This is a genomic window from Mycoplasma sp. 1199 (assembly GCF_034863365.1).
GTDB lineage: Bacteria > Bacillota_I > Bacilli_A > Mycoplasmatales > Metamycoplasmataceae > Mycoplasmopsis.
Window position 1 is genome coordinate 95,977 of the sequence record NZ_JAYFFA010000003.1, and the last position, 24,656, is coordinate 120,632.

General features: G+C 31.6%; 36 protein-coding genes, 1 tRNA gene, 1 other RNA gene and 1 pseudogene. 2 read left to right on the plus strand and 37 right to left on the minus strand.

The genetic code is table 4. From position 1 onward, the window contains the following. Window positions 1-4: 4 nt before the first annotated feature. Window positions 5-387, plus strand: a transfer-messenger RNA (tmRNA) gene (gene ssrA / locus VBM89_RS02305). Between the two features lie 3 nt (window positions 388-390). Next, window positions 391-465 (plus strand) — tRNA-Thr (locus VBM89_RS02310). A 480-nt stretch (window positions 466-945) separates the two neighbouring features. Here VBM89_RS02310 and rplO read toward each other — a convergent pair. The 37 genes and pseudogenes from rplO to secY form a co-directional block, all read right to left on the minus strand. Then, window positions 946-1,386, minus strand: a complete 441-nt coding sequence (gene rplO, locus VBM89_RS02315) for a 50S ribosomal protein L15 (RefSeq protein ID WP_257089325.1) — start codon at window positions 1,384-1,386, stop codon at window positions 946-948. Between the two features lies 1 nt (window position 1,387). After that, on the minus strand, window positions 1,388-2,017 hold the full coding sequence (rpsE, locus tag VBM89_RS02320; protein ID WP_416234916.1) for a 30S ribosomal protein S5: 630 nt from the start codon (window positions 2,015-2,017) through the stop codon (window positions 1,388-1,390). Next, the gene (gene rplR, locus VBM89_RS02325) at window positions 2,017-2,367 is read right to left on the minus strand and encodes a 50S ribosomal protein L18 (protein ID WP_257089321.1); all 351 of its coding nucleotides are present in this window, start codon (window positions 2,365-2,367) and stop codon (window positions 2,017-2,019) included. The genes rpsE and rplR overlap by 1 nt, the downstream gene beginning before the upstream one ends. A gap of 24 nt (window positions 2,368-2,391) precedes the next feature. Next, window positions 2,392-2,931, minus strand: coding sequence for a 50S ribosomal protein L6 (rplF, locus tag VBM89_RS02330; protein WP_323188670.1), 540 nt, complete (start codon window positions 2,929-2,931; stop codon window positions 2,392-2,394). A 5-nt stretch (window positions 2,932-2,936) separates the two neighbouring features. Continuing rightward, a complete protein-coding gene (gene rpsH / locus VBM89_RS02335) occupies window positions 2,937-3,332 on the minus strand; it encodes a 30S ribosomal protein S8 (protein ID WP_257089317.1) in 396 nt (131 codons plus the stop codon). Between the two features lie 2 nt (window positions 3,333-3,334). After that, window positions 3,335-3,520, minus strand: a complete 186-nt coding sequence (locus VBM89_RS02340) for a type Z 30S ribosomal protein S14 (RefSeq protein WP_257089315.1) — start codon at window positions 3,518-3,520, stop codon at window positions 3,335-3,337. A gap of 3 nt (window positions 3,521-3,523) precedes the next feature. Beyond that, window positions 3,524-4,069, minus strand: coding sequence for a 50S ribosomal protein L5 (gene rplE / locus VBM89_RS02345; protein WP_257089313.1), 546 nt, complete (start codon window positions 4,067-4,069; stop codon window positions 3,524-3,526). A gap of 1 nt (window position 4,070) precedes the next feature. Next, window positions 4,071-4,394, minus strand: a complete 324-nt coding sequence (gene rplX / locus VBM89_RS02350; RefSeq protein ID WP_416099228.1) for a 50S ribosomal protein L24 — start codon at window positions 4,392-4,394, stop codon at window positions 4,071-4,073. Window positions 4,395-4,425: 31 nt separating this feature from the next. Then, window positions 4,426-4,791 carry a 50S ribosomal protein L14 gene (gene rplN, locus VBM89_RS02355; protein ID WP_257089308.1) on the minus strand — a complete coding sequence of 122 codons (366 nt, stop codon included), beginning with the start codon at window positions 4,789-4,791 and terminating at the stop codon, window positions 4,426-4,428. Then, window positions 4,791-5,060: a 30S ribosomal protein S17 gene (gene rpsQ, locus VBM89_RS02360; RefSeq protein ID WP_416234915.1), complete on the minus strand. Its 270-nt coding sequence runs from the start codon at window positions 5,058-5,060 to the stop codon at window positions 4,791-4,793. The genes rplN and rpsQ overlap by 1 nt, the downstream gene beginning before the upstream one ends. Before the next feature lie 2 nt (window positions 5,061-5,062). Next, complete coding sequence (gene rpmC, locus VBM89_RS02365; protein WP_323176676.1) at window positions 5,063-5,257, minus strand: 50S ribosomal protein L29; 195 nt, start codon at window positions 5,255-5,257, stop codon at window positions 5,063-5,065. Next, window positions 5,257-5,679 carry a 50S ribosomal protein L16 gene (gene rplP / locus VBM89_RS02370; protein ID WP_257089304.1) on the minus strand — a complete coding sequence of 141 codons (423 nt, stop codon included), beginning with the start codon at window positions 5,677-5,679 and terminating at the stop codon, window positions 5,257-5,259. Before rplP ends, rpmC begins: the two co-directional genes overlap by 1 nt. Beyond that, window positions 5,679-6,329: a 30S ribosomal protein S3 gene (gene rpsC / locus VBM89_RS02375; RefSeq protein ID WP_323176677.1), complete on the minus strand. Its 651-nt coding sequence runs from the start codon at window positions 6,327-6,329 to the stop codon at window positions 5,679-5,681. The genes rplP and rpsC overlap by 1 nt, the downstream gene beginning before the upstream one ends. Window position 6,330: 1 nt before the next feature. After that, window positions 6,331-6,675, minus strand: coding sequence for a 50S ribosomal protein L22 (rplV, locus tag VBM89_RS02380; RefSeq protein ID WP_257089299.1), 345 nt, complete (start codon window positions 6,673-6,675; stop codon window positions 6,331-6,333). After that, window positions 6,675-6,953 carry a 30S ribosomal protein S19 gene (rpsS, locus tag VBM89_RS02385; RefSeq protein ID WP_257089297.1) on the minus strand — a complete coding sequence of 93 codons (279 nt, stop codon included), beginning with the start codon at window positions 6,951-6,953 and terminating at the stop codon, window positions 6,675-6,677. Before rpsS ends, rplV begins: the two co-directional genes overlap by 1 nt. After that, on the minus strand, window positions 6,953-7,798 hold the full coding sequence (gene rplB / locus VBM89_RS02390) for a 50S ribosomal protein L2 (protein WP_323176678.1): 846 nt from the start codon (window positions 7,796-7,798) through the stop codon (window positions 6,953-6,955). The genes rpsS and rplB overlap by 1 nt, the downstream gene beginning before the upstream one ends. A gap of 114 nt (window positions 7,799-7,912) precedes the next feature. After that, window positions 7,913-8,380 (minus strand): 50S ribosomal protein L23, encoded by a 468-nt coding sequence (gene rplW / locus VBM89_RS02395; protein WP_323188671.1) that lies wholly within the window; start codon window positions 8,378-8,380, stop codon window positions 7,913-7,915. Next, on the minus strand, window positions 8,380-9,108 hold the full coding sequence (gene rplD, locus VBM89_RS02400) for a 50S ribosomal protein L4 (RefSeq protein WP_323188672.1): 729 nt from the start codon (window positions 9,106-9,108) through the stop codon (window positions 8,380-8,382). Before rplD ends, rplW begins: the two co-directional genes overlap by 1 nt. 171 nt (window positions 9,109-9,279) lie before the next feature. Further along, a pseudogene (gene rplC, locus VBM89_RS02405) lies at window positions 9,280-9,903 on the minus strand (50S ribosomal protein L3); the annotation flags it as partial. A gap of 33 nt (window positions 9,904-9,936) precedes the next feature. Continuing rightward, entirely contained in the window at window positions 9,937-10,242 is a 306-nt protein-coding gene (gene rpsJ / locus VBM89_RS02410) for a 30S ribosomal protein S10 (RefSeq protein ID WP_257089286.1), read from the minus strand. Window positions 10,243-10,443: 201 nt separating this feature from the next. Next, window positions 10,444-10,785: a thioredoxin family protein gene (locus tag VBM89_RS02415; RefSeq protein WP_257089285.1), complete on the minus strand. Its 342-nt coding sequence runs from the start codon at window positions 10,783-10,785 to the stop codon at window positions 10,444-10,446. Between the two features lie 8 nt (window positions 10,786-10,793). Beyond that, complete coding sequence (locus VBM89_RS02420; RefSeq protein ID WP_323188673.1) at window positions 10,794-12,446, minus strand: ribonuclease J; 1,653 nt, start codon at window positions 12,444-12,446, stop codon at window positions 10,794-10,796. A 154-nt stretch (window positions 12,447-12,600) separates the two neighbouring features. Next, window positions 12,601-14,034, minus strand: coding sequence for a pyruvate kinase (gene pyk / locus VBM89_RS02425; protein WP_323188674.1), 1,434 nt, complete (start codon window positions 14,032-14,034; stop codon window positions 12,601-12,603). Window positions 14,035-14,204: 170 nt separating this feature from the next. Then, a complete protein-coding gene (locus tag VBM89_RS02430) occupies window positions 14,205-15,818 on the minus strand; it encodes an MAG1430 family protein (protein WP_323188675.1) in 1,614 nt (537 codons plus the stop codon). Beyond that, window positions 15,805-16,398, minus strand: a complete 594-nt coding sequence (gene yihA / locus VBM89_RS02435) for a ribosome biogenesis GTP-binding protein YihA/YsxC (protein WP_323188676.1) — start codon at window positions 16,396-16,398, stop codon at window positions 15,805-15,807. Before yihA ends, VBM89_RS02430 begins: the two co-directional genes overlap by 14 nt. A 4-nt stretch (window positions 16,399-16,402) precedes the next feature. Then, on the minus strand, window positions 16,403-16,864 hold the full coding sequence (gene coaD, locus VBM89_RS02440; protein WP_323188677.1) for a pantetheine-phosphate adenylyltransferase: 462 nt from the start codon (window positions 16,862-16,864) through the stop codon (window positions 16,403-16,405). Beyond that, complete coding sequence (locus VBM89_RS02445; RefSeq protein ID WP_323188678.1) at window positions 16,851-18,047, minus strand: acetate/propionate family kinase; 1,197 nt, start codon at window positions 18,045-18,047, stop codon at window positions 16,851-16,853. Before VBM89_RS02445 ends, coaD begins: the two co-directional genes overlap by 14 nt. 2 nt (window positions 18,048-18,049) lie before the next feature. Next, the gene (locus VBM89_RS02450; RefSeq protein ID WP_323188679.1) at window positions 18,050-18,994 is read right to left on the minus strand and encodes a phosphate acyltransferase; all 945 of its coding nucleotides are present in this window, start codon (window positions 18,992-18,994) and stop codon (window positions 18,050-18,052) included. Window positions 18,995-19,146: 152 nt separating this feature from the next. Further along, window positions 19,147-19,518: a 50S ribosomal protein L17 gene (gene rplQ / locus VBM89_RS02455; RefSeq protein ID WP_323176688.1), complete on the minus strand. Its 372-nt coding sequence runs from the start codon at window positions 19,516-19,518 to the stop codon at window positions 19,147-19,149. Then, a complete protein-coding gene (locus VBM89_RS02460) occupies window positions 19,511-20,527 on the minus strand; it encodes a DNA-directed RNA polymerase subunit alpha (RefSeq protein ID WP_323188680.1) in 1,017 nt (338 codons plus the stop codon). The genes rplQ and VBM89_RS02460 overlap by 8 nt, the downstream gene beginning before the upstream one ends. Before the next feature lie 17 nt (window positions 20,528-20,544). Then, window positions 20,545-20,934: a 30S ribosomal protein S11 gene (gene rpsK, locus VBM89_RS02465; protein WP_257089267.1), complete on the minus strand. Its 390-nt coding sequence runs from the start codon at window positions 20,932-20,934 to the stop codon at window positions 20,545-20,547. Between the two features lie 2 nt (window positions 20,935-20,936). Further along, window positions 20,937-21,305 carry a 30S ribosomal protein S13 gene (gene rpsM, locus VBM89_RS02470; protein WP_257089265.1) on the minus strand — a complete coding sequence of 123 codons (369 nt, stop codon included), beginning with the start codon at window positions 21,303-21,305 and terminating at the stop codon, window positions 20,937-20,939. Window positions 21,306-21,324: 19 nt separating this feature from the next. Further along, window positions 21,325-21,438, minus strand: coding sequence for a 50S ribosomal protein L36 (gene rpmJ / locus VBM89_RS02475; RefSeq protein WP_257089263.1), 114 nt, complete (start codon window positions 21,436-21,438; stop codon window positions 21,325-21,327). Window positions 21,439-21,450: 12 nt separating this feature from the next. Next, window positions 21,451-21,666 (minus strand): translation initiation factor IF-1, encoded by a 216-nt coding sequence (infA, locus tag VBM89_RS02480; protein ID WP_323188681.1) that lies wholly within the window; start codon window positions 21,664-21,666, stop codon window positions 21,451-21,453. Further along, entirely contained in the window at window positions 21,667-22,413 is a 747-nt protein-coding gene (map, locus tag VBM89_RS02485) for a type I methionyl aminopeptidase (RefSeq protein WP_323188682.1), read from the minus strand. A gap of 57 nt (window positions 22,414-22,470) precedes the next feature. Continuing rightward, window positions 22,471-23,145: a nucleoside monophosphate kinase gene (locus VBM89_RS02490; RefSeq protein WP_323188683.1), complete on the minus strand. Its 675-nt coding sequence runs from the start codon at window positions 23,143-23,145 to the stop codon at window positions 22,471-22,473. Next, entirely contained in the window at window positions 23,139-24,533 is a 1,395-nt protein-coding gene (gene secY, locus VBM89_RS02495) for a preprotein translocase subunit SecY (RefSeq protein WP_323188684.1), read from the minus strand. Before secY ends, VBM89_RS02490 begins: the two co-directional genes overlap by 7 nt. Window positions 24,534-24,656 lie beyond the last annotated feature (123 nt).

A 24,656-nucleotide genomic window follows, 5' to 3' on the forward strand; every position in this document is an offset into this window, starting at 1 on the left:
TTATGGGGATATAATGGTTTCGACATACATTGGGGTGTTGTTGTTGCAGTAGTGTGGTAGACTATAATTACTTCTAGACTTTCTTAAATGGAAACGCTAAAAAAGAAAACAAAGTTTCAAACTTTGCAATGTTCTCAATGAACAACTTAAACCCAGTTTTTGCTTAATTAAATGCAATCTGGTGACTTTAATGTAGCTCCTTTCTATGTTAAAGTTGGTCTTAAAAGGATAGCATTAGCTTTGGTAAACTAATGTGAAATTTAGCCAAACTGTTTAATATTTTTCGAATGCTTTATCATTAAAACAGTTATAAAAAGTATTCTAAACTGTAGATGCAACAACATGCTCAATTTGTGGACAGGGGTTCGATTCCCCTTATCTCCACCATTAGCCGCTTTAGTTCTAGTGGTAAAACAGTTGACTCGTAACCAACCATCATGAGTTCGATTCTCATAAGCGGCACCATTAGATTAATCTATTTAAACATCATGACTATTGAAGTTGTGATTTTTTTAATGTCTTTTTTAAATCAATCACTAAGTGTCTACCTTTTTCAGAATTTACTTACATTTTTTAGAATAAGGATAGCTAGCAAAGTTATCTACTGTAATTATTAAAAGGAATGTGTGAAAATAACTAAAATATTAATTCCATTTGGCGCAATATCATCTGTTGTTGCTGCAACAATTTCGGTATCTTGTGGTTAAAGATACCAACAGGTCGTAAAAGAGTTCAATGAGCGTAACCTTTTAGCCATTTGCTTGATTTTGTTTATATCCATCCTTTTGTATAACTTGCATGATTTGAATAGTTTATATATTTTGCAAAAAGTTAAAATTTAGCAGTTATTTTAATGAAATTTTAATGTTTTTATCAAGAAGGGCAAAATAAAAAAACACCTTAGCAATAGCTAAAGTGCCTTATATGTTTGATTGAATTTAGAAATTATAATTCGTTAATTGTTCCACCTAATTTAGCAAAAGCTTCTTTAGCTGATGCTGATGCTTTGTGTACATCGATTGTTAATTTCTTTGTTAATGTACCATTTCCTAATAATTTAACAGGCATATTTCTTTTAATTAAGTTTACACTGAATAAAGCTTCAATTGTGATTACATCACCGTCGTTAAATCTTGTTTCTAAATCAGCAAGGTTGATTACTTGGTATTCAACGTGGTTAACATTGTTAAATCCACGTTTTCCGATTCTACGGAATCATGGTGTTTGACCCCCTTCGAATCCTAATCTGTGACCTTTACGTTTGTTTTGACCTGATTGTCCTTTACCAGCTTGTTTACCTTTTCCAGCAGCGTGTCCTCTACCTTTACGGTGCTTTTCTGGTCTTGAACCTTCTGTGAATTTTAAAGTATTTAATTTAATTGCCATATTATAAATCCTTAACTTCTTTGTCTCTGATTTCAGCGATTTCTTCAACAGTTCTCATGTTTAATAATGCTTTAACTGTAGCTTTAACAACGTTTGCTTTTGAACGAGATCCATATGTTTTTGTAACGATATCTGTGTATCCAGCTAATTCAACAACAGCACGAACTGTTCCTGAAGCAATAAGTCCTTTTCCTTTTGGAGCAGGTTTTAACATTACTTTAGATGCTAAGAATTTAGCAGTAATTTCATGTGGAACTGTACCATTAACTACTGGTACTGAAACAAGGTTATTTTGTGCATCTTTAACAGCTTTCTTGATAGCATCTGGAACTTCGTTTGCCTTACCGTGTCCAAATCCTACAAGACCTTTTTTGTTTCCGACTACAACAAAAGCTGAGAAGCTGAATCTTCTTCCACCTTTAACAACTTTTGTAACACGAGCAATGTCAACTACTTTTTCTGAGAATTCTGATTCGAATTTAGGAGCTGCTTGACGTGGTCTTCTGTTCATTGGTTTTCTGTTTGCACGTTCTTGTTTGTTTTCTGTAGCTTCTGATTTAACTGTTCTTGGTCTTCTTGCTGTAACTTCTTTTGTTCCAGCTTCTAATTTAACTTCTTTTTTGTTTTCCATTAGAATTTAACTCCTTGTTCTCTTACTGCTTCTGCGAATGCTTTAACACGTCCATGGTAGATATATCCACCACGGTCAAAAACGATTTCTGTAATACCTAATTTGTTAATTTTTTCACCCATTAATTTACCTAATTCTGATGCTGCAGCGATGTTTCCTGAGTATTTTTCATTTTTAAGTGTTGAAACACTTGCTAATGTAACACCTTTTGTGTCATCGATTAATTGAGCATAGAAGTTTTGGTGTGATTTGAATACATTTAAACGAGGTTTTGTAGCTGTACCGCTAATGTGTTGACGTAAACGAACATGTTTAACTTTTCTAGCTGCGTTTCTTGATTTTGCTTTCATTTTATTCACCTAGCAACTCCTAAATTATTTAGAAGCTGTTTTCCCTTCTTTACGTCTAATTTTTTCACCTTTGTAAGAAATACCTTTACCTGAGTACACGTTAGGTTTTCTGATTGCTCTAACTACTGAAGCAAATTGTCCAACTTGCTCTTTGCTAATTCCAAATACTGAAATTTCTGTAGGTTTAGCAACTGTAACTTTTAATTCTGATGGAACTTGTTTTGAAACTGGGTGTGAGTATCCAGCGTTAACTATAAGTTCATTTCCTCTAAGTTCAGCTTTGTACCCAACCCCTTTGATTTCTAAATCAATTTGGAACCCTTCTGAAACTCCCTTGATCATGTTTGCGATAAGAGCGTTTGTTGTTCCATGTAATTGTTTTGTTTGTTTGTTTTCGTTTGCACGTACTGTTGTAACTTGATTGTTTTCTACTTGTACTTTGATTAATGGACTAAATGTTCTTTCTAATTTTCCGTGTTTTCCTGAAACTGTAACTGTGTTACCGTTAACTGAAACTTCTGTTCCAGCAGGAATAACTAAAACTCTATTTCCAACACGAGACATACTAATTATCAAATGTAAGCGATGATTTCACCACCAACATTAGCCTCCTTAGCTTGTTTTCCTGTCATTAATCCTTTTGAAGTAGAGATGATTACTGTACCGTAACCTGATAAAACACTAGGAATTTCATCTGCTTTAACGTAAGTTCTAAGACCTGGCTTAGAAACTCTTTTAAAGTCAACGATAGCTTGTTTGTTTTTCTTGTATTTTAATGTAACTACTAATTCTTTGTTTACACCTTCACCTGAAACTGTGTAAGATGCAATGTACCCTTCTTCTAAAATTAACTTAACAATAGCTTCTTTTTTAGTTGAATATGGAATTGAAACAGTTTTATGTTTTCTAATGTTAGCGTTTTTGATTCTAACAACTAAATCTGAAATTGGATCTGTAATAAACATAATTATCAACTCGCTTTCTTCATACCTGGAATTTTACCTTCGTGTGCAAGGTTTCTAAAGCAGATACGACATACTTTGTATTTTCTTAAAACTGAGTGTGGACGTCCACATAATTCACAACGTGTGTAAGCACGTGTTGAGAATTTAGGGTGACGTTTAGCTTTTGCGATTAATGCTTTTCTTGCCATAAACTATTTAGCTCCTTTTTTTTCGAATGGTACACCAAGTGCTTCTAATAATGTTTTAGCTTCTTGGTCAGATTTAGCTGAAGTTACAATAATAACGTCAAGCCCTTTGATTTTACGGATTTTGTCAAATTCGATTTCTGGGAAGATGATTTCTTCTTTAATTCCTAAGTTGTAGTTACCTCTTCCATCGAAAGCTTTTGGATTAGCTCCACGGAAGTCACGAATACGTGGCATTGCAACATTGATTAATTTGTCTAAAAAGTCTCACATTCTTTCTCTACGAAGTGTAACTTTTCCACCCATAGGCATACCTTCACGAAGTTTTCATGAAGCGTTTGATTTTTTAGCTGTTGTTTGGTATGGTTTTTGAGAAGAGATTAATGTTAACTCATTTAAAACTTCTTCAATAGCTTTTGAGTTGTTGATTTCTTTTCCAGCTGTCATGTTTAATACAACTTTTTCGATTCTTGGAACTTCCATTGATGATTTGTATTGGTATTTTTCTTTTAAAGCAGGAACTGCTTTTTCTAAATAAACATTTTTTAACATATTAGATTTCCTTTTGTGTTCTTTTTGCGATTCTTACTTTTTTACCTTTGTCATCAATTTTGTATCCGATTTTTGAGATTTGTGCTGGTTTATCTTTTGTAGCTTTTTTAACTAAATATGCAACATTTGAAACGTGGATTGGAGCTTCTTTTTCTGAAATTGAACCATCTTGGTTTTGGTGTGAAGGTTTGTTGTGTTTTTTAACAATATTTACACCTTTAACGATAACTTTGTTTTCTGAACGTAAGATTTTTTCGATTTGACCTGTTTTTCCTTTATCTTTACCGGCAATAACCATAACTTCATCATTAACTTTGAATTTGATTTTGTTCATAACTTATCTCCTTATAAATAAATTAAAGTACTTCAGGTGCAAGTGAAACGATTTTTGGGTATTTTTCTCTAATTTCACGAGCAACAGGTCCGAACACACGTGTTCCACGTGGTGTTCCATCTTCTTTTAAAATTACAACTGCGTTATCGTCAAAACGAATGTATGTACCATTGTCACGGTGAATTCCGTAAGCTGAACGTACAACTACTGCTTTAACAACTTGCCCTTCTTTAACCATGCCGTTTGGAATAGCTTTTTTAACTGAACATACAATAACATCACCAATGTTTGCTGTTTTTTTCTTTGACCCACCTAAAACACGAATAACACCGATTTCTTTAGCACCTGAGTTATCAGCAACGTTTGCTCTAGATAATTCGTGAATCATTAGTTATTTCCTTCGATTGCAGCTTGTTTAACTTCAACTAATCTGAAGTGTTTTGTTTTTGATAATGGTCTTGTTTCCATAATAACAACGATGTCACCTAATTTAGCAACATGGTTTTCATCATGAACAGCAAATCTTTTTGTTGATTTGTAACGTTTTGAATATAATGGGTGTTTTTTGTATGTGTCAACTGCTACGATGATTGTTTTTGCTGTTTTACCAGCAGAAACAACTGTTCCAACTAAAGTTTTTCTTGAGTTTCTTTCCATAATTATTTAGCTCCTTTTTTTTCATTTAAAGCTGTTTTAACTTTAGCAATGTCTTTTCTAATGTTTGCAATTTTGTGTGTTTCTTTTAAATCACCTGTAACGTTTTGATATCTTAAAGTAAATAATTCTGCTTTAAGTTGTTCAACTAATGTGTTTAATTCATCAACTGATTTGTTTTTTAATTCTTTGTAAAGCATTATTTATCTCCTTCTTCTCTTTTGATAATTTTTCATTTAACAGGTAATTTGTGACCAGCTAATCTTAAAGCGTCTCTTGCTACATCTTCTGCAACACCTGACACTTCGAACATAACTGTATTAACTTTAACTGCTGTATATCATAATTCAGGAGTACCTTTTCCTGATCCCATACGTACACCAATTGGTTTAGATGTTTTAGCAAAGTGAGGGAAAATACGGATAATAACTTCCCCTTCACGTCCCATTCTACGTGTAGCAGCAATACGAGCTGATTCAATTTGACGAGCTGTTACTCAAGCAGATGTTACAGCTTGTAAACCAAATTCTCCAAAAGAAACTTTGTTTCCTTTTGTTGCTTTACGTTTGTCGTGTCTTTGAATGAATGGTTTTCTGTATTTGGTTCTTTTTGGTTGAAGCATTATTTATCCCCTTCCAATTTTTCACCTAATGATACTCAAACTTTAACACCAATTGCACCGTATGTTGTTCTAGCAGTAGCTGTAGCGTAATCAACATCTTGTCTTAATGTGTGAAGTTTCATTTCTCCTTCTGAGTACCCTTCTGTTCTAGCCATATCAACTCCGTTTAAACGTCCTGAAACAGCTGTTTTGATACCTTTAGCACCAGCACGCATTGCATTTCTAATAGCAATTTTTTGTGCTGAACGGAAACTTTCACGATTTTCTAATTTTGTTGCAATCATTTCTGCAAGTAATTTTGCATTTAAATCTGGATTTTTAAGTTCTAAAACTTGAACATTTAAGTTTAAGTTTTTGTTTTTAATAAATTTTGATAATGCTAATGTTAAGTCTTGAATGTTTTTACCTTCAGCACCTAACATAGCAGCTGGTTTAGCTGTGTGAACTAAAACTGTAACTTTGTTGTTTGCGTTACGTTTTACTTCAACTTTACCAATTTGGTATTGACGTACTAATTTATCAAAGAATTTGTAGATTTTAGCATCTTCAACTAAGAATGAACCAAAGTTAGCTTTTTCTGCAAATCATTGTGAGTTGTGAGCTTTTGAAATTCCGTAACGGAAACCATTTGGATTAACCTTTTGTCCCATATTAATTTCTCTCCTCTAATGTGATTGATAAATTTGATGTACGTTTTAAGATAGAGTAAGCTCTACCTTGGCTTCTTGGTTGGAATCTTTTAAGAGTTGGACCTTCATTTACATAAACTTCTTTTACGAATAATTTTGTAGCATCTAAACCATGGTTGTGTGTTGCGTTAGCAACAGCTGAGTTTAATAACTTGATGAAAATAGGAGCTGATTTTTTGTTTGTGTTGTGTAATAACCCTAAAGCAACAGTTACATCTTTACCTCTAAATAAGTTTGCAACTAATTTAGCTTTAGATACACTAACTCTTTGCAATTTAACGTGAGCTTTTGCTTGTTGTTTTTGCATTATTTCTTCTTCCCTTTATCTGCACCGTGACCAGAGAATGTTCTAGTTGGTGAGAATTCTCCTAATTTGTGACCTACCATGTCATCTGTAACGTAAACTTCAACAAATTGTTTTCCGTTGTGAACTGCAAATGTTAATCCAACGAAGTTAGGGAAAATTGTTGAACGTCTTGATCAAGTTTTAATTGGTTTTTTAGGTGCTTTTCCTTCAACGATAGCATCTACTTTTTTAAGTAAATGGTCATCTGCGAATGGACCTTTTTTAAGACTACGTGCCATTATTTAGCATCCTTTCTTCTTCTTAAAATAAGTTTATTTGAAGATTTCTTAGTTTTTCTTGTTTTAACTCCAAGAGCTTTTTTACCTCATGGTGTAAGAGGAGCTTTACGACCAACTGGTTGTTTACCTTCCCCTCCTCCATGTGGGTGATCTACTGGGTTCATTACTGATCCACGTACTGTAGGTCTAATACCTTTGTGTCTGTTAATTCCAGCTTTACCAATATTTACTAATAAGTGTTCTTCGTTTCCTACAACACCAATTGTTGCACGGCAACGAGCTAAGATACGACGTGTTTCACCAGATTTTAATCTTAACACTACGTATTTTCCATTGTCATCTTTACCAAGGATTTGAGCTGATGTACCTGCACTACGTGCAATTTGTCCTCCAGCACCTGGTTGCATTTCAATATTGTGTACAAATGTACCTTCAGGAATGTTTGAAAGTGGTAATGTGTTACCAACAATAATATCTACGTTGTCTCCTGAAACAACTTTTTGTCCTAATTTAATACCTTTAGGAGCTAAAATGTATCTTTTTTCTCCATCTGCATATACAACTAAACTAATGTTTGCTGATCTGTTTGGATCATATTCAATAGTTTTTACTGTAGCAGGGATGTTATCTTTATTACGTTTAAAGTCTACAAGTCTGTAGAATCTTTTAACACGTCCTCCATGATGTCTAACAGTAATTTTACCTTGGTTGTTACGTCCAGCATGATTTTTTAAATTCACTAAAAGTGATTTTTCTGGAGCGTGACCTGATAAGTTTTGTCTGTAATCAAGAGTAGACATGTTTCTACGACCATTTGTAGTTGGCTTAAAATGTTTGATAGCCATTTGTCTTCTCCTTTGCTTAAAAATATTTGGGGATTTGCAAGATTATCTTTTAAGCAACTATCTAAAACCCCTTAACTAATTGTTTGATTTGAACATAAAGTTCATCGGATTTAATTATTCTCCACCAACTTTACGTTTTGTAGTAGTTTTCTTAACTGCTGTGTTTGCTTTTTTAGCTGTTGTTTTTTTAGCAGCTAATTTAGCAGCAGCTTTTTTCTCAACTTCTGAAGCTTTAGAAGCTTTTGCTTTTTTAGCTTCATCTACTTTAGCTTTAGTTTCAGCTAAAACTGCTTCTTCAGCGTCTGATGGAACATAGTTTAATGTTGAACCTTCTTTTAAAGTAACCATAGCTTTTTTGTAACGGTTTGTAAATCCGTGGAAACGTCCTACGTTTTTAGCCTTTTTATCAACTTTGATTGTTCTAACTTTGTCAACTTTAACTTGGAAAATTGTTTCAACAGCTTGTGCAATTTGGAATTTGTTTGCGTGGAAGTCTACTTTGAATGTGTAAACACCTTTAGCTCTTTGAATGTCTGATTTTTCAGTTAAAACTGGAGCTTTAATGATTCTTGTTAATTCCATTATTTAATTCTCCCTTTTAATAATTCAAGACTTTCGTTTGAAACAATCATAACGTCAGCAGCAATAGCAGCTTCAACTGTTAATGAGTTAGCTTTAACAACTGTAACGTTTGGTAAGTTTCTAACTGATTTGTAAACCATTGTGTTTTCTGTAACAACTAAAACATGTTTTAAGTTTGCTACTTGTAATTCAGCTAATTTAGCAGCAACTGTTTTTGTTGAGATTGTGTCTAATGCTAAATCATCAACGATAACAGCTTGATCTTGTGCTAATAATGTTAAAGCTGAAATAAATGCACGGAATTTAACTTTCTTGTTAACTTTAAGTGAGTAGTTTCTGTTTGGTTTAGGTCCGAATGCTCTTCCCCCTCCAACTCAGATTGGTGAACGCATAGAACTGTGACGTGCTCTACCTGTTCCTTTTTGTCTTCAAGGTTTTTTACCTGAACCACTTACTTCTGAACGGTTTTTAACTTTGTGTGTTCCTTGTCTTCTTGATGCTCTCTCTGATAAGATTGAGTCAAATACTGCTTGTTCATAAATTTTTTCACTAGCAAATAATTGTGCTGGTAAATCTGCTTTATGAGCAACTTTAGCAACGTTTTTGTCTTTTTGAACTGTAACTTTAGCTGATTTTGAAGCAGCTGGTTTTGTTGAAGCTTTTTTAGCTGGAGCTGATTTAGGAGCAGCTTTTTTAGCTGTTGTAGATTTTTTAACTGTTTCTGCCATAAATTATTCTCCTTTGTTTGCTTCTGCAGCATCAATTAATTCTTGTAATTGTTGTGCGTTCATTCCAACTGTAACTTCAATGTGGAATTTTTTAGCTTTTTCAATAAGTTCGTTCATTAACATAGCTTCTTTAACGTTTACTAATTTAATTTCTTCACGGCTTGGTAATCCTTTAACCGCTTCTTTTACTACTACGAATGATTTTTTAGGCCCTGGAATTGAACCTTTGATTAATAATAAGTTGTTTTCTACATCTACTTTAACAACTTCTAAGTTTTGAACTGTTGTTTTAACATGTCCAAGGTGTCCTGGCATTGTCATACCTTTGTAAACACGGTTACCTGAGATATCCCCAAGTGATCCTGTTTGTCTAATAGGTTGAGATCCTCCACCTCCACCGTGAGATTTAGGTCCGATGTGTTGGTTATGTCTTTTAATTGTACCAGCGAACCCTTTCCCTTTTGATGTACCTGTAACGTCTACAAGTTCACCTGCTTTAAAAATGTCAGCTTTAATTAAATCTCCAAGTTCGTATCCTGACATATCACGAACTTCTTTAACGAAGCGCTTAGGTGTTGTTGAAGCTTTAGCAAAGTGACCGATTTCAGGTTTGTTTGCTCTACTTGCTTTTTTATCAGCTGTAGCAAGTTGTGTTGCAACGTAACCATCTTTGTCGTTTGTTAAAACTTTTGAAACAACATTTGGTTGTACTTCGATTACTGTAACAGGAACACTTTTTCCTGATTCAGTAAAGATTTGAGTCATACCAACTTTACGTCCTAAGATTCCTTTCATATTGTCTCCTTAAAAATTGAGTATTAAATTTGATTATTTAACTTTAACTTGAATATCCACACCAGCTGGTAATTCAAGTCTTTGTAATTGATCTTGAGTTTTAGCAGAAGGATCGGTAATTACAACTAATCTTTGGTGTGTTCTGCTTTCGAATTGTTCACGGCTTTTCTTGTTAACGTGAACAGATCTTAAGATAGTAATTTCATCTCTTTTTGTAGGTAAAGGAATTGGTCCACTTACTTTAGCATCTGTTGCTTTTGCAATTTCATAAATTCTTTTTGCAGCAGCATCAACTAATGCGTGGTCAAACCCTTTAACTTTGATGTTTAACTTACTCATTGTTGTCTCCTTTGTTCTTAATTTTGAACATAGCTCCTTTTAAAAACCCAACGTGTCCTCAACAACATTTTGGCACGTTGGCAACCTTAAAATTCATAGCTATAGTTGCTTATTGATTATATAGTAAAAATTAAAAAACAGAAACCGAAATTTCTGTTTTTATTTCTAGCAACTCCTCTCCGTGTATCAAGGAGCTTTTTCTTATGAAATTTTCTTTAAAATTCAGTTATTTAAAATCTGAAATGGAACGTATTCATAAGCTTTTTCTTGGATAGTTTGACCTTGTAGTAACATCATTGTGGGAACCTTTAAAACTTGTCATTTTGTATTAGGAACTCTAAATAATTGAGCCTCTTCAGCATCCACATTAATGAAACGAATTCTATGATTTCCTTCATATTCTTTAGCAATTTCCTCTACAATAGGTCTCATCATTTTACAATCACCACATCATTGAGTAGTGAAATTCAAGAAGATTAATTCGTTATCTTTATTAGCTTCAATTATTTTTTTAGCTTCTTCTCATTTTAAATTTTCAAACATATTCACCTCTAAACAGCTAAAAGTGATAAAGCGATCATAGGGTCTTTATCAGTTGCTTTAAATATTTTCTTTCTAATTGTTTTACGTAATTTTTCATTTAAATCATACATACGTTTGCAGCTATTTGATTTAACTACATCTACAATGATTTGTTTAATTAAGTTAGTCATTTGCTCTTGCTCAGAAATATCAATAACACCAACATAATTAATGTGTAATTGTCCTGTTAAGTTACGTGTTTTCGAATCGTACATAATATTGATTACAATAACACCTTCTCTACCTAAAAATTCTCTTTCAGAAATAACTTCAGATGAAATGTCTCCAACTCCAAAACCATCAATAATAGTAGTTCCAACTTCTTTAACTTTTCCGTTGTGACTAAATAATTTACCATCAATAAAGTGAGCTATTTTTCCATTCATTAAGACAAGTGTATTGATGTCTTGAACATTCTTAAGTTCATCATTAATGTATTCACTAGCTGAAACTAAATATCTGTATAAACCTTGAGCAGGCATGAATACATCTGGTTTAAGAACTTTTACAAGTGAAACCAAATCATCTCTTGTAGGTCTTACGTAGAAGAACATTTTTTCACTAATATCAAATAGGTTGTGCGTGATTTTAGCTATTTCATCCATTGTTTGTGCATAATCAGACTCAAGACCATTAACTGGTGGAGCTAACATAATCACAGTGTCAGTAGGTTTAATTTTTAAATAAACGTCATTATTTTCTGTAATTCTATTGAAACGTGAATAAAGTCTTTCAGTTGATGCAGTAATTAAAACAATAGCATTTGAATGTTTATTAATTTGTCTGTGGTCAATTAATTTTGGTAATGGCACTACTGTTGAGAATTTAGAAATTAAATCTAATAAATCAGCATATGTTTTTCCATATGGAACTACTGGTCTATTGTATTTGATTGCTAAATCTAAAACTTGTTGCAATGTAACCATTTCTTCACCATAGGCACCAACAATTATTTTTTCATCAGGATTTGCTTTCTTGAAAATATCATCAAGTTCGGTATATGCATTATATTTTTCAATCCCTCTACCTGAAACATTTGATTTACCAGCATCTGAAACAATAGCCACAATTTTTCTACCTTCAAAGTATTTTGCAAGTAATGGGAAGTAAACTTTTCCATAAATTCCTAAGTTACCTTCAACATAGTTAAACATAAATAAGTAGTCACCTGTTTTAGTTTGGAAGTTAAACCCAATATTCCCAGGCATTGAACCTGTTAGCCCAAAAGGAACGATTGTTAAATCACCAAATTGAAGTTTTTGTCTAATAACTTGAACTTGTCCTTTTTTAAGTTGAATATCGTATTTTGTAATTCTGTCAATAACTAAAACTTGATTAAATGCAGAAGTATAGATTTTAAGGTTAGGAATTTTCATTAACAATCAAGGGATTGCACTGAATGTTTCATTCTTAATGTCTGTGATGAATAAACCTTTAATTCTGTCTTTGTTTTTGATTAAATAATCAAAATTTGGAATAAGTGTATTAACACCATTTGACATATTTAAAGGCACCTTAGCACCTGCATTAACTATAAAAATGTCATCATTATATTCAAAAACATAACAGTTTTTACCGTTTTCGTCTTGTCCTCCAAGAGCGAAAATATTTACATTTTCCATATTTTTCTCTCTTTCATTATGTATTATGTGTTTTAAAAGTAAGGAATAATTAGTTTGCTAATTAATTTTTTAATTATAGCAAATTGATTTTTTGAGGGTAAAAATAAAAACACCTAATACATAGGTGTTTTAGTAATTAATTACTTAATGCAAATTACTTAACAACGTGTTCTGTAATTTGATCGTTTTCAACAACTAAGAAAGCGTCTCCTTGTTGAATTCCGTATGGTTCTAATGCTGAAACAGCATTTTCGTGATCTTGTTTTACAAGTGGGAATAATGATTCTGAATCAACTGAGTTTCATACTGATGAATATGAACCGAATGCATTGATTAATAATGGATCATTTACAATACCAATAACTGTTGAGTTAGGTCTGAATTTAGCAACTTCTTTTAATAAAGCTCCTGTTCTTGATAAAACAACAACATATTTGTATTTTCCTTCTTGTGCTTTTTGAGCTATTGAGTAAGCAATTTGTGAACGTTTGTTTGATTGATCTGAATTTTTTCAAACTTTTTCTAATTGAATTTCGTAGTAGTTTCTTGAGTAGAATTCTTTTTCTGCTCTTCTTGAAATAGCTGACATTGTTTTAACAGCCTCTAATGGGAATGAACCGTTTGCACTTTCTCCTGAAAGCATTGTTGAGTCAGCTCCTAATTCAACTGCGTAGTAAACGTCTGTAACTTCAGCACGTGTTGGGTGTGGTGAGTTTTCCATTGAGTCTAACATTTGTGTTGCAACGATAACTGGTTTACCAGCTTCACGACATTTTCTAATGAACATTTTTTCATAGTATGGAACATCGTAGTAAGGAATTTCTAATCCTAAGTCTCCACGAGCAACCATAATACCATCTGATGCTTCAATAATTTCATCAATGTTTACACATCCTAAGTGTGATTCAATTTTTGAGAAGATTTGAATGTGTTTTCCACCGTTGTCATCTAATAATTTTCTTAATTCTTTAACGTTTTTAGCTGAGTTAACGAATGAAGCAGCAACATAGTTAATTCCACTTTTAATTCCGAATTTAACGTCGTTGATGTCTTTTTCAGCTAAGAATGGTAATGAGAAGTCTACACCTGGTAAGTTAACACGTTTGTTTGTTTTTAATTTGTGTGTGTTTTCAGCTTTAACTTTTACGTAGCCATTTCCAACTTCTGTAACTACTGTTGATAATTTACCATCATCAATTAAAACTTGGTTTCCAACAGATAAGTCTTGTGCCATATCATATGCAACTGTAATTTCTGTTGATGTACCTTCGTGCGAAAGATATTTATCTTGTGTTGTGTAGATGATCATTTCTGTACCTGATTGCACAACTTGAGCTCCATCTTTCATTTTTCCAATACGAATTTCAGGTCCTTTAGTATCTAACATAAGAGAAACTGGAACTTTTAATTCTTGTGAAACTCTTTTTCCTAATGTAAATTTATTTAATTGTTCTTCGTGTGAACCGTGGCTAAAGTTTGCTCTAATTGTTGTTACACCATTTTGAACTAATGATAATAACATAACATAGTTATCACTTGATGGGCCAATTGTAGCAACTAATTTAGTTCTTTTATCAGTAATTTTCATATTGCTCCTAGTAATTAAATATATATTTAAAATATAAACATATTTTACAACATTTTTCAAGTTTTACCTTATGGTAGTTTGTAATTAGTTCTATATTTTTATTCCTATGCACAAGGAATAAAAAAACACAATGCGCTAATTGTTAGAACATTGTGTACACAAATAATTTATTAAGCTTGTTGATTTAAAAATGAAACATCTTGACTAAGTTCAATTGTATTATCACTTGTTAATGGAAATACAGATTTAGCAGTTAAATCATCTTTTGTAGCTTTTAAAACGTTTTGATTGAATACTAAATGAACATTTAATGTGTTATCTGTCATTGTAATTGTTGATTGTGCTCAATCAATTGCAACTAAATCATTGACTTGTAAATCAAAGTTAGCTTTGATAAATTCAGGTTTAGTTTCTTCATTTAAAGTAGTTACATAATCGTTTAATGCTTGAATAGATGAGTAGTTAGTTTTTAATTTTTCTTCACTTAATGTAAGTGATTTAGTAATTAATGTTGAATATTTATTATCTGCAGCAACTGTTGCAAATCCTGTTAACTCATAAACATATTGTTCTGTAGCTTCATTTTCACTATTTAGTTTCTTAAATTGTAAATATAAAGTTCCTGTTTCATCATTTGCATATGATGTAAATTCGATGTTTGACATAGTGTAGAAGATATTTTCAGTTGTTGCATCATCATTATAAACAAATGTAAATGATTTACCTGTGTCAGTTTTAGCAGCTTGTTCTGAAGTCATTGCATTTTGAGTTTTAAGTTCTGCTAATCATTTATCTTTGTTTCAATTTGTATCACCGATTTGAAGAATTGGAGAACTAGCAAATTCTGAAGCTAAATGAGTTGATTTATCTAATGAACCTGTTGAAACTAATGAATAATTTTCAATTGTCGGTCTAACAGCATCTAAGAATGATAAATCAACATTAGCATCAACTTTATTATTCTCTTCTAAATTAAACACTGATTGTGAACTTAAATTTTCTTTTGTAGCAGCTAATACATTTAAGTTGTATGAAAGACTTAATTTCATTATTTTGTCCTCAAATGCAACTTGCAGACTGCTTCAATTAAAATTAGTCAATTTAGATGATTCTTTTGTTGAGAAATGATTTTTAATAAATTCAACTTTTTTATCTTGCTCTAAGACTTCAAAGTGTGTTTTTAACGCGTCTGAAGATTTGAATTCTCTAAATAATTTTTCAGTATCAGCAGTTAATGTAGCAATCGTTAAATTAGCATATGGATTTTTAGTAGACAATGTTGCAAAACCAGTTAATTCAAAAATGTGAGTTTTAACTGTATTTGCATTTTTATCTTTAACTAACATTTTAAGCAATAATGTACCTGTTAAATCGTTTGCATATGAAACAAATTCAATTCTATAACCTTGATCTCTAGCTTCTTGAGCAATCGCATTAAATACCATTCCATTGCTTGCTGTTAATTCAAATGATTTAATATTATCAACTTGATTTTTATCACTTTCAGTTTGGATTTTAGCAGCTGTAAGTTCTTTAATTCAAGCTGAATTATCTCATCTTGTTCCACTAATAGGAACTAATGGATTTGTTACATATTCAGAAGCTAAATGTTTATCTTTAGTTAATGAACCGGTAACATTTAGATTAAAATCTGCATAATCTATATTAGTTTTTTTCTTTGATTGTTTAACCAATAATGCTGATGTAGCTGCTATTCCACCAAGAACAACAACTGAACCACCTAAAAGTAATAATGGTTTTAATGTTTGTTTAGTCAATTTCATTTTCATCTCCTGAAAGAGTTTGTGTTAAATCATCACTAAGTTGCTCAATTCCGACTTTTTTTTCTGAAGAAACTAAGAAATACTCAAAGTTTCGAAGTTCATTACGTAAGCTTTTAATGTGATTTAATAGTTGGTTTTTGTCTTTTTGTTTAAGTTTGTCAGTTTTTGTGAAAACTAACTTAAAGTTTATATTATTTGATATTAAAAAATTTAATTCAGGAACATCTGTATTAGTAATTCCGTGTCTAGAATCAATTAGTAAGTAAACACATCTAAGGTTTTCTCTTTCTATCAAATATTCATAAATCATCTTCATCATTTTATCTTTTTGAGTTTGCGAAATTTTTGCGTAACCATAACCTGGTAAGTCAACTAAAACTGCTCCAAATTCATTTTCAAAATAGTTAATTAATTGTGTACGACCTGGTGTCTTAGATGTTTTTGCTAATTTCTTATTTTCAACAATTGCATTGATTAATGAACTTTTTCCAACGTTTGAGCGACCTCAAAAAGCGACTTCATAATTTGGATGTTCGTATCAATTTGCCCTGTTTGTAGATGATTTAATAAATTTAAACATTGTCCTAAATTCCTTTTTTGTTTTGTTTTGCTTTTTCTATTTGTTCTTTATGTTGTTGTCTGATTTGAGTTGAAGAAATATTTGAGTTTTCATAATCAGGCATTATTATGATTGTTTCAAGACTATTATTTAAAGCATTATTTGCTGTAGCTAATTTGAGTTCATAATTAAAGTCAGTTTGATTTCTAGCACTACGTACAAGTCATTTTACATTTAATTGATGAGCTAAATCAGCTGTTAAATCAAAGTAGTTTTTTAAGACAACCACTTTATCGTTTTCTTGATATTTATTTTTAATTGCTTCAAAATTTTCTTCAATTCTTTCAATATTATCTTTATCAGGATTGTAAGTTACAACAACATAAAGTTTGTCAAAAAGCTCGGTAGCTTTTTGCACTATTGATTCGTGACCTTTATGAAATGGATCGAATGATCCAGGAAATAAAGCTATTTTAGTTTTGTTCATAAATTTTAATTGCATTTCTTGCAATAACTAATTCTTCATTTGTTCTAATTACATAAACTGGAACTTCTGAATCAGGTGCAGAAATTAAAGCGAATTCACCAATTGGTCCATAGTTAACTTCTGAATTTAATTTAATGTTTTTGAAGAATAATTTGTCTGCAATCATTTGTCTAATAATAGGTGTGTTTTCTCCAATTCCAGCTGTGAAAACAAGCGCATCTGGTTTACCACCAATTTTGTTTGCATAAACTGCTACATAGTCAGCAATTTTTTGTGAGTAAAGTTCAAGTGCAAATTGTGCATCTACATTTCCTTTGTTTGCTGCAGCACAAATATCTCTCATATCTGAAGAAATTGTAGAAACACCTAAAAGACCACTTTGTTTATTTAAAATATCTGTGAATTGATTGATGTCTAAACCTGATTCGTTCATAACAAATTGATGAATTGAAGGGTCAATGTCACCACTTCTTGTTCCCATCATTATTCCAGCTAATGGTGTCAGCCCCATTGATGTGTCAAATGATTTTGAATCTTTAACAGCACATAATGAACCGCCGTTTCCTAAGTGCATATTAACAAATGTTACAGTTTCTTTGTCTAAGATTTGAGCAAGTTTTTCTGTAATGTATTGGTGTGAAATTCCGTGAGCACCATATCTTTTGATTTCGTATTTTTCTACTAATTCTTTCGGTAGTGCATATGAGCTATTTACTTTGTTAATTGTTGTATGGAATGCTGTATCAAAGTCACCTGATAATTTAGCGTGTGGGAAAACTTTTCTAAATCCGTAAATTGATTGCACTGCTCCTGGGTTGTGTAATGGTGCATAAATTGAAACTTTATCTACAATGTTAATTACTTCATCTGTGATTTTTGCTGTATTGTTAAAGTATGTACCACCTTGAACAATTCTAAATCCAATGTACTCAATTTCTTCTGGTTGGTGGATTAAGTTAATTTCTTCCATTAATTCATATAATTTGTTAACAGCAACTTCGTGATTTGGCATTGCTACTGTTTTTTCAAATTTTTGACCATTGAATTTAATTGAAATAGCTCCCTCAGGTAATGTAATTCTTTCAGCAATACCACTAGCGATTAATTCTAATGATTCTTTATCAAATAAACTTAATTTAATTGAGCTACTTCCTGCATTGATTACTAAAACTTTTTTATTCATTATTACTCCTTGTTTGTGTTTAAAATCGAAATAAGAATTGTTCCTATTATATCTTTTGTCGTTGCTCCCCTTGATAAGTCTGCAACGGTTTGATTAAATCCTAAAACAAAAGGACCATACGCATTGAATTTACCTAACTGCTGAATAAATTTGTAAGATATATTAGCTGAATTTAAATCAGGAAACACAAATACATTAGCATCTTGGTAATTAAATAAATCTTTTTTCTCTCTTATTTTGTTATTTAACGCTGCATCAACTTGAACTTCACTTGCATACACATTTTCATGTGGATATTTTTCTGAAAACAATTTTGCTGCATTTGACATTTTTAAAGCTTGTGCACTTGAGTTTGAACCATTTGTTGAAAAGGACATAAATGCACCAGTTGGTTTATCAAGAACTTTTTTGCTAAAGTCCATAGCATTTTTAGTTATATCAACTAATTGTTCTTCAGTTGGTTCAATAATAAAAGAAGGATCAGAAACTACATAAGTTTGTGATTTTTTATTAAGCACCATTGCTGATGAAATTGTGGTTGTTGTTTTATCTAAAACCCTTAGAGCACTACGATAAAATGATTTTGAAGTTGTGTTATATCCACCCACAACAACGTCATATTTTTGTGTTTTAGCAATGTGCATACCAATGATGTTTCTAGTGTTTGAATCAAACTCAAGGTCAAGTTGATTTAAATCTAAATTAGGTTGTTTTTTTAATCTAGATTGTATGTAGTTTTGCTTAACTTTTTGGATTTGGTCAAATGAGACAAAAACATCATGTTTATCATTTGAGTTTTCAAATGATAAGTAGTTGATTATGATGTTTTTATTGAGCATTAATTTGTTTATTCAGAATCTTTGAGAAGGTGAATAAGTATCTATTAAAAGCACTGTGTATTGGTGCTTTTTATGTTTAATTTTTCAAAATATTGAGTGTAAAAGCATAGTATCCTTTTTAGTTTGTTATATTATACCAATAGTTTAGTTTTATGTAATTGTATATAACTAAGTTATTTAGTGTTAAATAAAAAAATATCAGTTTGAATGTAAACTGATATCTATATATAAAACTCATATTTATTATTAAAAAGTAAAGATTAAACTAATTCAATAATTGCCATACGTGTTGAATCACCTTGACGACGAGGTAATTTAATAATCCTTGTGTATCCACCGTTTCTTTGTGAGTATTTTGGTGCAATATCATCAAATAAGTATGATAATACAGCTTTACCATCTTTAGTTTTAATTGGACGTAAGAAACCTGCAACAGCACGTCTGTTTGCTAATGTAGGGTTTTTAGCTTTTTGAATCATTTTTTCAGCGTGTCTTCTTAATTCTTTTGCTCTTGTTAAAGTTGTAACAATTCTCCCGTTTACGTATAATTCACTAACAAGTGAACGCATCACACCGTTTCTTCATTTAGTGTCACGTGAATAGATTTGTGTTGGGTTTGCCATATTACTCATCTCCTTCTCTTAATTCAAAACCGTAATCTTTAACTTTATCAATGATTTCTTGAATTGATTTTCTACCTAAGTTTTTTGTTTGCTCTAATTGTGAAACTGTAAGTTCTCTAATTTGTGATAATTTAGTTTTCTTAATTTTTCTAAGTGCATTAGCTGAACGAACTGATAAGTTCATTTGTGAAATATCGATATCATCTTCTTGTTTTTCTTCTGGTTTTTCAACGATTTCCTCAAAGATATCAACTTTCATTTTATCTGTATCTCCGATTACTTCAAGAAGACCAATTAAAATGTCAGCTGCTTGTCTAAGAGCATCTTTTGCATCTACTGTTCCATCTGTTTCAATGTTAAACTCAAGTTCTTCTTCAATTCTGTTTGAAGCTGAGTTCATTTCTTTGATGTTGTAGTAAACTTTTTTGATTGGTGAGAAGTTTGAATCAACTGCGATAAATTCACCTTTTTTAATGTCACTCATTGGAGCTAAATCATCTTTTTTACGTTTAGAAATGTAAGCTTTGTTTTCATCAAAAGAAACAAATCCACGTCCTGAACGTAAGTAAATTTCAACATTAAGAGCCTTAGCATTCATAACTGTAGCTAACTTAATGTTTGTATCAATAACTTGAACACCTGGGTGTGAAACTACTTTAAGTGATCTTGAAGTAACTTCTCCAGGAGCTTCCGATTGTAATGTAACTTTTACAATTTCATTGTCTTTAACAATGTTAGGGTTGTAAGCAAAACGAACTTTACGTAAATTCATTAATAAAGTAATAACATCTTCTGTAACATCTTTGATTGTTTGGAATTCATGATCAACACCTTCGATTTTAACTGCAAATGGTGCTAATGATGAAATTGTTGATAATAATGTTCTTCTTAAAGGAACAGCTAATGTATTACCAAAACCTCTTTCAAGACCTCTTAATACAAAAGTTGTTTCAGCAACATCATCTCTTTTGTGGATTACAGGTTTATCTAAGTAAACCAATTTTTTCATTTTTTCCATTGTTTACCTCTTTTGAATTATTTTTTCATACGTTCACGTTTTAAGATACGTTTTGGTGGTCTTGTTCCGTTGTGTGGAACTGGTGTAACATCTTTGATTTCTGTTACTGTAATACCGCTAACTTCGATTTGTTTTCTAGCAGCATCTTTTCCAGCTCCAAGACCTTTTAATTCAACTTTAACTGTTTTGATTCCGTGTTCTTTAGCAGCTTCAGCAGCAGCTTGCGCAGCTAAACCGGCAGCATATGGAGTTTTCTTTTTAGTACCTTTGTATCCAATTGCTCCTGCTGAACTTCAAGCAATAACATTCCCGTTTTCATCAGCAAAAGTAACAATTGTGTTTTGGTTTGTTGAGTGGATGTGTGCTACACCACTTGTAATGTTCTTTTTCTTAGTTTTACGAGCCATTATTATTTACCTTTCTTTCCTGCTACAGTTTTTCTTGGACCCTTACGTGTACGAGCATTCTTTTGAGTACTTTGTCCACGAACTGGTAATCCTTTACGGTGTCTCATTCCACGGTAGCATTTGATTTCCATTAAACGTTTGATGTTTAATGAAACTTCTCTACGTAAGTCACCTTCTGTTGTGTAAACTTTAGCTGCTTCACGAATTCTTGATAATTCTTCTTCTGATAAATCTTTTACACGAGCATCTTCGCTAATGTTTGCTACTTTACAAATTTCTTTTGCTAATGTTCTTCCAATTCCATAAATGTATGTTAATGAAATAACAACACGTTTATTGTTTGGGATTTCGACGTTTAAAATTCTAGCCATTTAAAATCCTTTCTAATGATTACCCTTGTCTTTGTTTGTGTTTTGGTTGAACACAAATAACACGGATAATTCCTCTACGTTTAATGATTTTACAGTCTTTACACATTTTTTTAACACTTGCTCTAACTTTCATTAGTTCTCCTTATTACTTGTGTCTGTAAGTAATACGTCCTTGTGTTGTATCATAAGGACTTACTTCGACATCAACTGAATCACCTGGTAAGATACGAATGTGGTTAATTCTCATCTTTCCAGAAATATGAGCTTTAATTGTGATGCCATTTTCAAGTTCTACTAAATAATCATCAATTGTAAAAACTTCTTTGACAACACCTTTTATTTTAATAGCATCTTTTGCCAATTAGATTCCTTTCGTTAACACGATTCCTTTTCCATTTTTGATGAGTACAGTGTGTTCATAATGAGCTGTTCTTGTATTATTGGCGCTAACTATTGTTCACCCATCTCTAAGTTGAATAAATTTATTAGTTTGGGCAATCATTGGCTCAATACAAATTACCATACCATCTTTAAGTAATGGACCAGTTCCTTTTTTACCTTCATTGAAAATATTAGGATCTTCATGTAATCTTCTTCCGATTCCATGACCACAAAAGTCTCTTGGTGTAAATAAACCGTGCTTATGGATATATTCACCTATTGCATAAGATATATCACCTGTTCTAGCACCTTTTTTAATCGCTTTTAATCCAGCTTGAAAAGCTCCTTTAGCTACATCAATAAGTTTCTGATCTAGAGGCGAAACTTTTCCGACCGGTTTAGTGAAGGCACTATCACTATAAAAACCTTCTCAGATGCATCCTAAGTCAACACTAACAATGTCACCTTCTTCTACGATACGATCTGTAGGTATTCCATGGATCAATTGTTCATTAACTGATATACATGCTGTACTTGGAAAACCTTGATAACCTTTAAATGCAGGTTTGGCTCCACGTTTGATTATTTCTTTAAAAGCCAATTGATCAATATCTTTTAAAGAAACCCCTGGTCTTACAAAGTCTCAAACTATTTGCTTGACTTCTGCCAAGATTTGACAAGATTTGGTAATCTTTTGAATTTCTTCTTCTGTTTTTACTCAAGACATAATTAGATCACCTTTCTCTGTAAAAAATAAAATAATCTAACATATATGTTAGATATTTTAAAGTTTATTTATTTTATCACTTTTTTGCAAAATTTCAAGTACCTGTTTTGCAACTTCTTCAGGTGTAGCTGAAGCATCTACAACTCTTAATTCATCAAGTGATTTGTAGTAGTCAATTAATGGTTTTGTTTGTTCTTCATAGATTTTTAATCTGTGTTCAATACGTTCAGGTGTGTCGTCTGCACGTTGAACAATTTGATTAGAACAAACATCACAAACACCTTCTGCTTTAGGTGGTTGGAAGTCTACATGGTAACCAGCACCACAATTTACACATGTTCTTCTACCACTTAAACGCTTAATGATTTCTTCATTATTTACTTGAAGCTCAATAACTACAAATTCAAAGTCTTTAAGTGAATTTAAGAACTCGGCTTGGGCTTTAGTTCTAGGAAAACCATCTAGGATAAAAAATTCGTTATTTTCTTTTAATTTTAAGATTGCATTTTCAACAATTTTATTTGTGATTTCATCAGGTACATATCCACCTGTTGTCACAATGTTTTGAACTTTAAGACCAAGTTCAGTTTTTTGTGCTATTTCGTTTCTAAAAATGTTACCTGTTGATAAATGAATTAAATTGCTTGTTTTTGACAACAAAGAAGCAACAGTACCTTTTCCTGCTCCTGGTTGTCCCATAAAAATCACATTTTTATTTATTTTATTTATCATAATAAACCTTCTACGTTTTCTGCTGAGTTGCTTTCAATATTTTTAATTGACTCTCTTTTTGCTTTTGATAAATTATTTGATTTAATTCTTGCTTGTAATTGCCCTACTGTTTCAAGTGCAACACTTACTAAAATCATAAGTCCTGTACCACCAAACGAAATTACACTAGGTAAAATGCCTGCCATAATTTCAATAAATTGCATACTTCCTAATGCTAATAAATAGAATGATGAAAATACACTTAATCTAAATACAATCCCAATTAAGTAATCTTGTGTTTCTTCTCCTGGTCTTACACCTGGAATAAATGTTGAATTTTTAGCAAAATCTTCAGCTATCTTATCAACTTTTGATTGTTGAATACCCATAACTAATGAGAAAGCAAAAATAATAACTATAAGTAATGTAAATCCAATTGGTTGAGTAAATTGCATATTTTGGTTAATTCATTGTTTTGATGCATTATCATCTGGTAGTATGTTTGCAATCATTGTTGGGAATGATAAAACCATCATAGCAAAGATAATAGGCATAATTCCAGCTGGATTTAGTTTAATAGGTAAATAACCAATGTCTTTTTTAGATTTAGATCTACCTGCTCCTATTTGTTGAATAGGTACATGTCTTTCTGCTACATAAACAATAGCTATAATCATTAAAACAAGTAAGTAAACAAGTATATATGTAAAGAAGTTGACTATACCAACAAGTGCGCCACTTGAACCAGATAAATCAACACCTATGTAATGTAAGAATGCTTCTTTAAATTGGAATGGTAATCTAGCAGCAATACCTGTGAAAATAATTAAACTTGTTCCATTTCCGATTCCTTTATTTGTGATTTGTTCTGAAATAAATAAAGCAAATAATGAAGCAGAAGTTAAAACCATCGGGATCATAAAGAATGTTAAAAATTCTTTTGATACAATTCCGTATCCATCCAACTCAATGAATTGACTATTTCCATTACCAAGTGTTTTAATTAAGAAAACAGCTTGTGGATAAGCAATAACAATTGTTAACAATCTAGTAATAATATTTATTTTTCTTCTACCTTGCGGCCCACTCTGACTTAATTTATAAATTGGAGGGAATATTTTTGATTGTAAAATCATCATTATAAGAGAAGCATTAATAAATGGACTAATACCTAAAGCAAATAGCGAGAACTGTCTAAGTCCTCCACCACCAATTAAGTTTAATGTATTTAAAAAAGAGTTACTACTAATTGCGTCTTCATTTTTAATCTTTACAAATGGTAATGTTATAGTCGTTCCTAAAATATAGATAGCCAACATGAGTAAAGTAAAAATAGCCTTCTTCGTTAAATCCTTATTTGTGAAGAATGCTCTTAATCTATTTTTTGTTTTATAGATTAAATTACCCAATGTGCTCGCCCCTTTTTTAAAATATATTGGTATTATATAACAAAATATTTTTTTTCATAGTTTGAGTTAATAAAAAAACACCATTAAAGGTGTCAAATATTCTTTGAAAACTGAATAGTTATT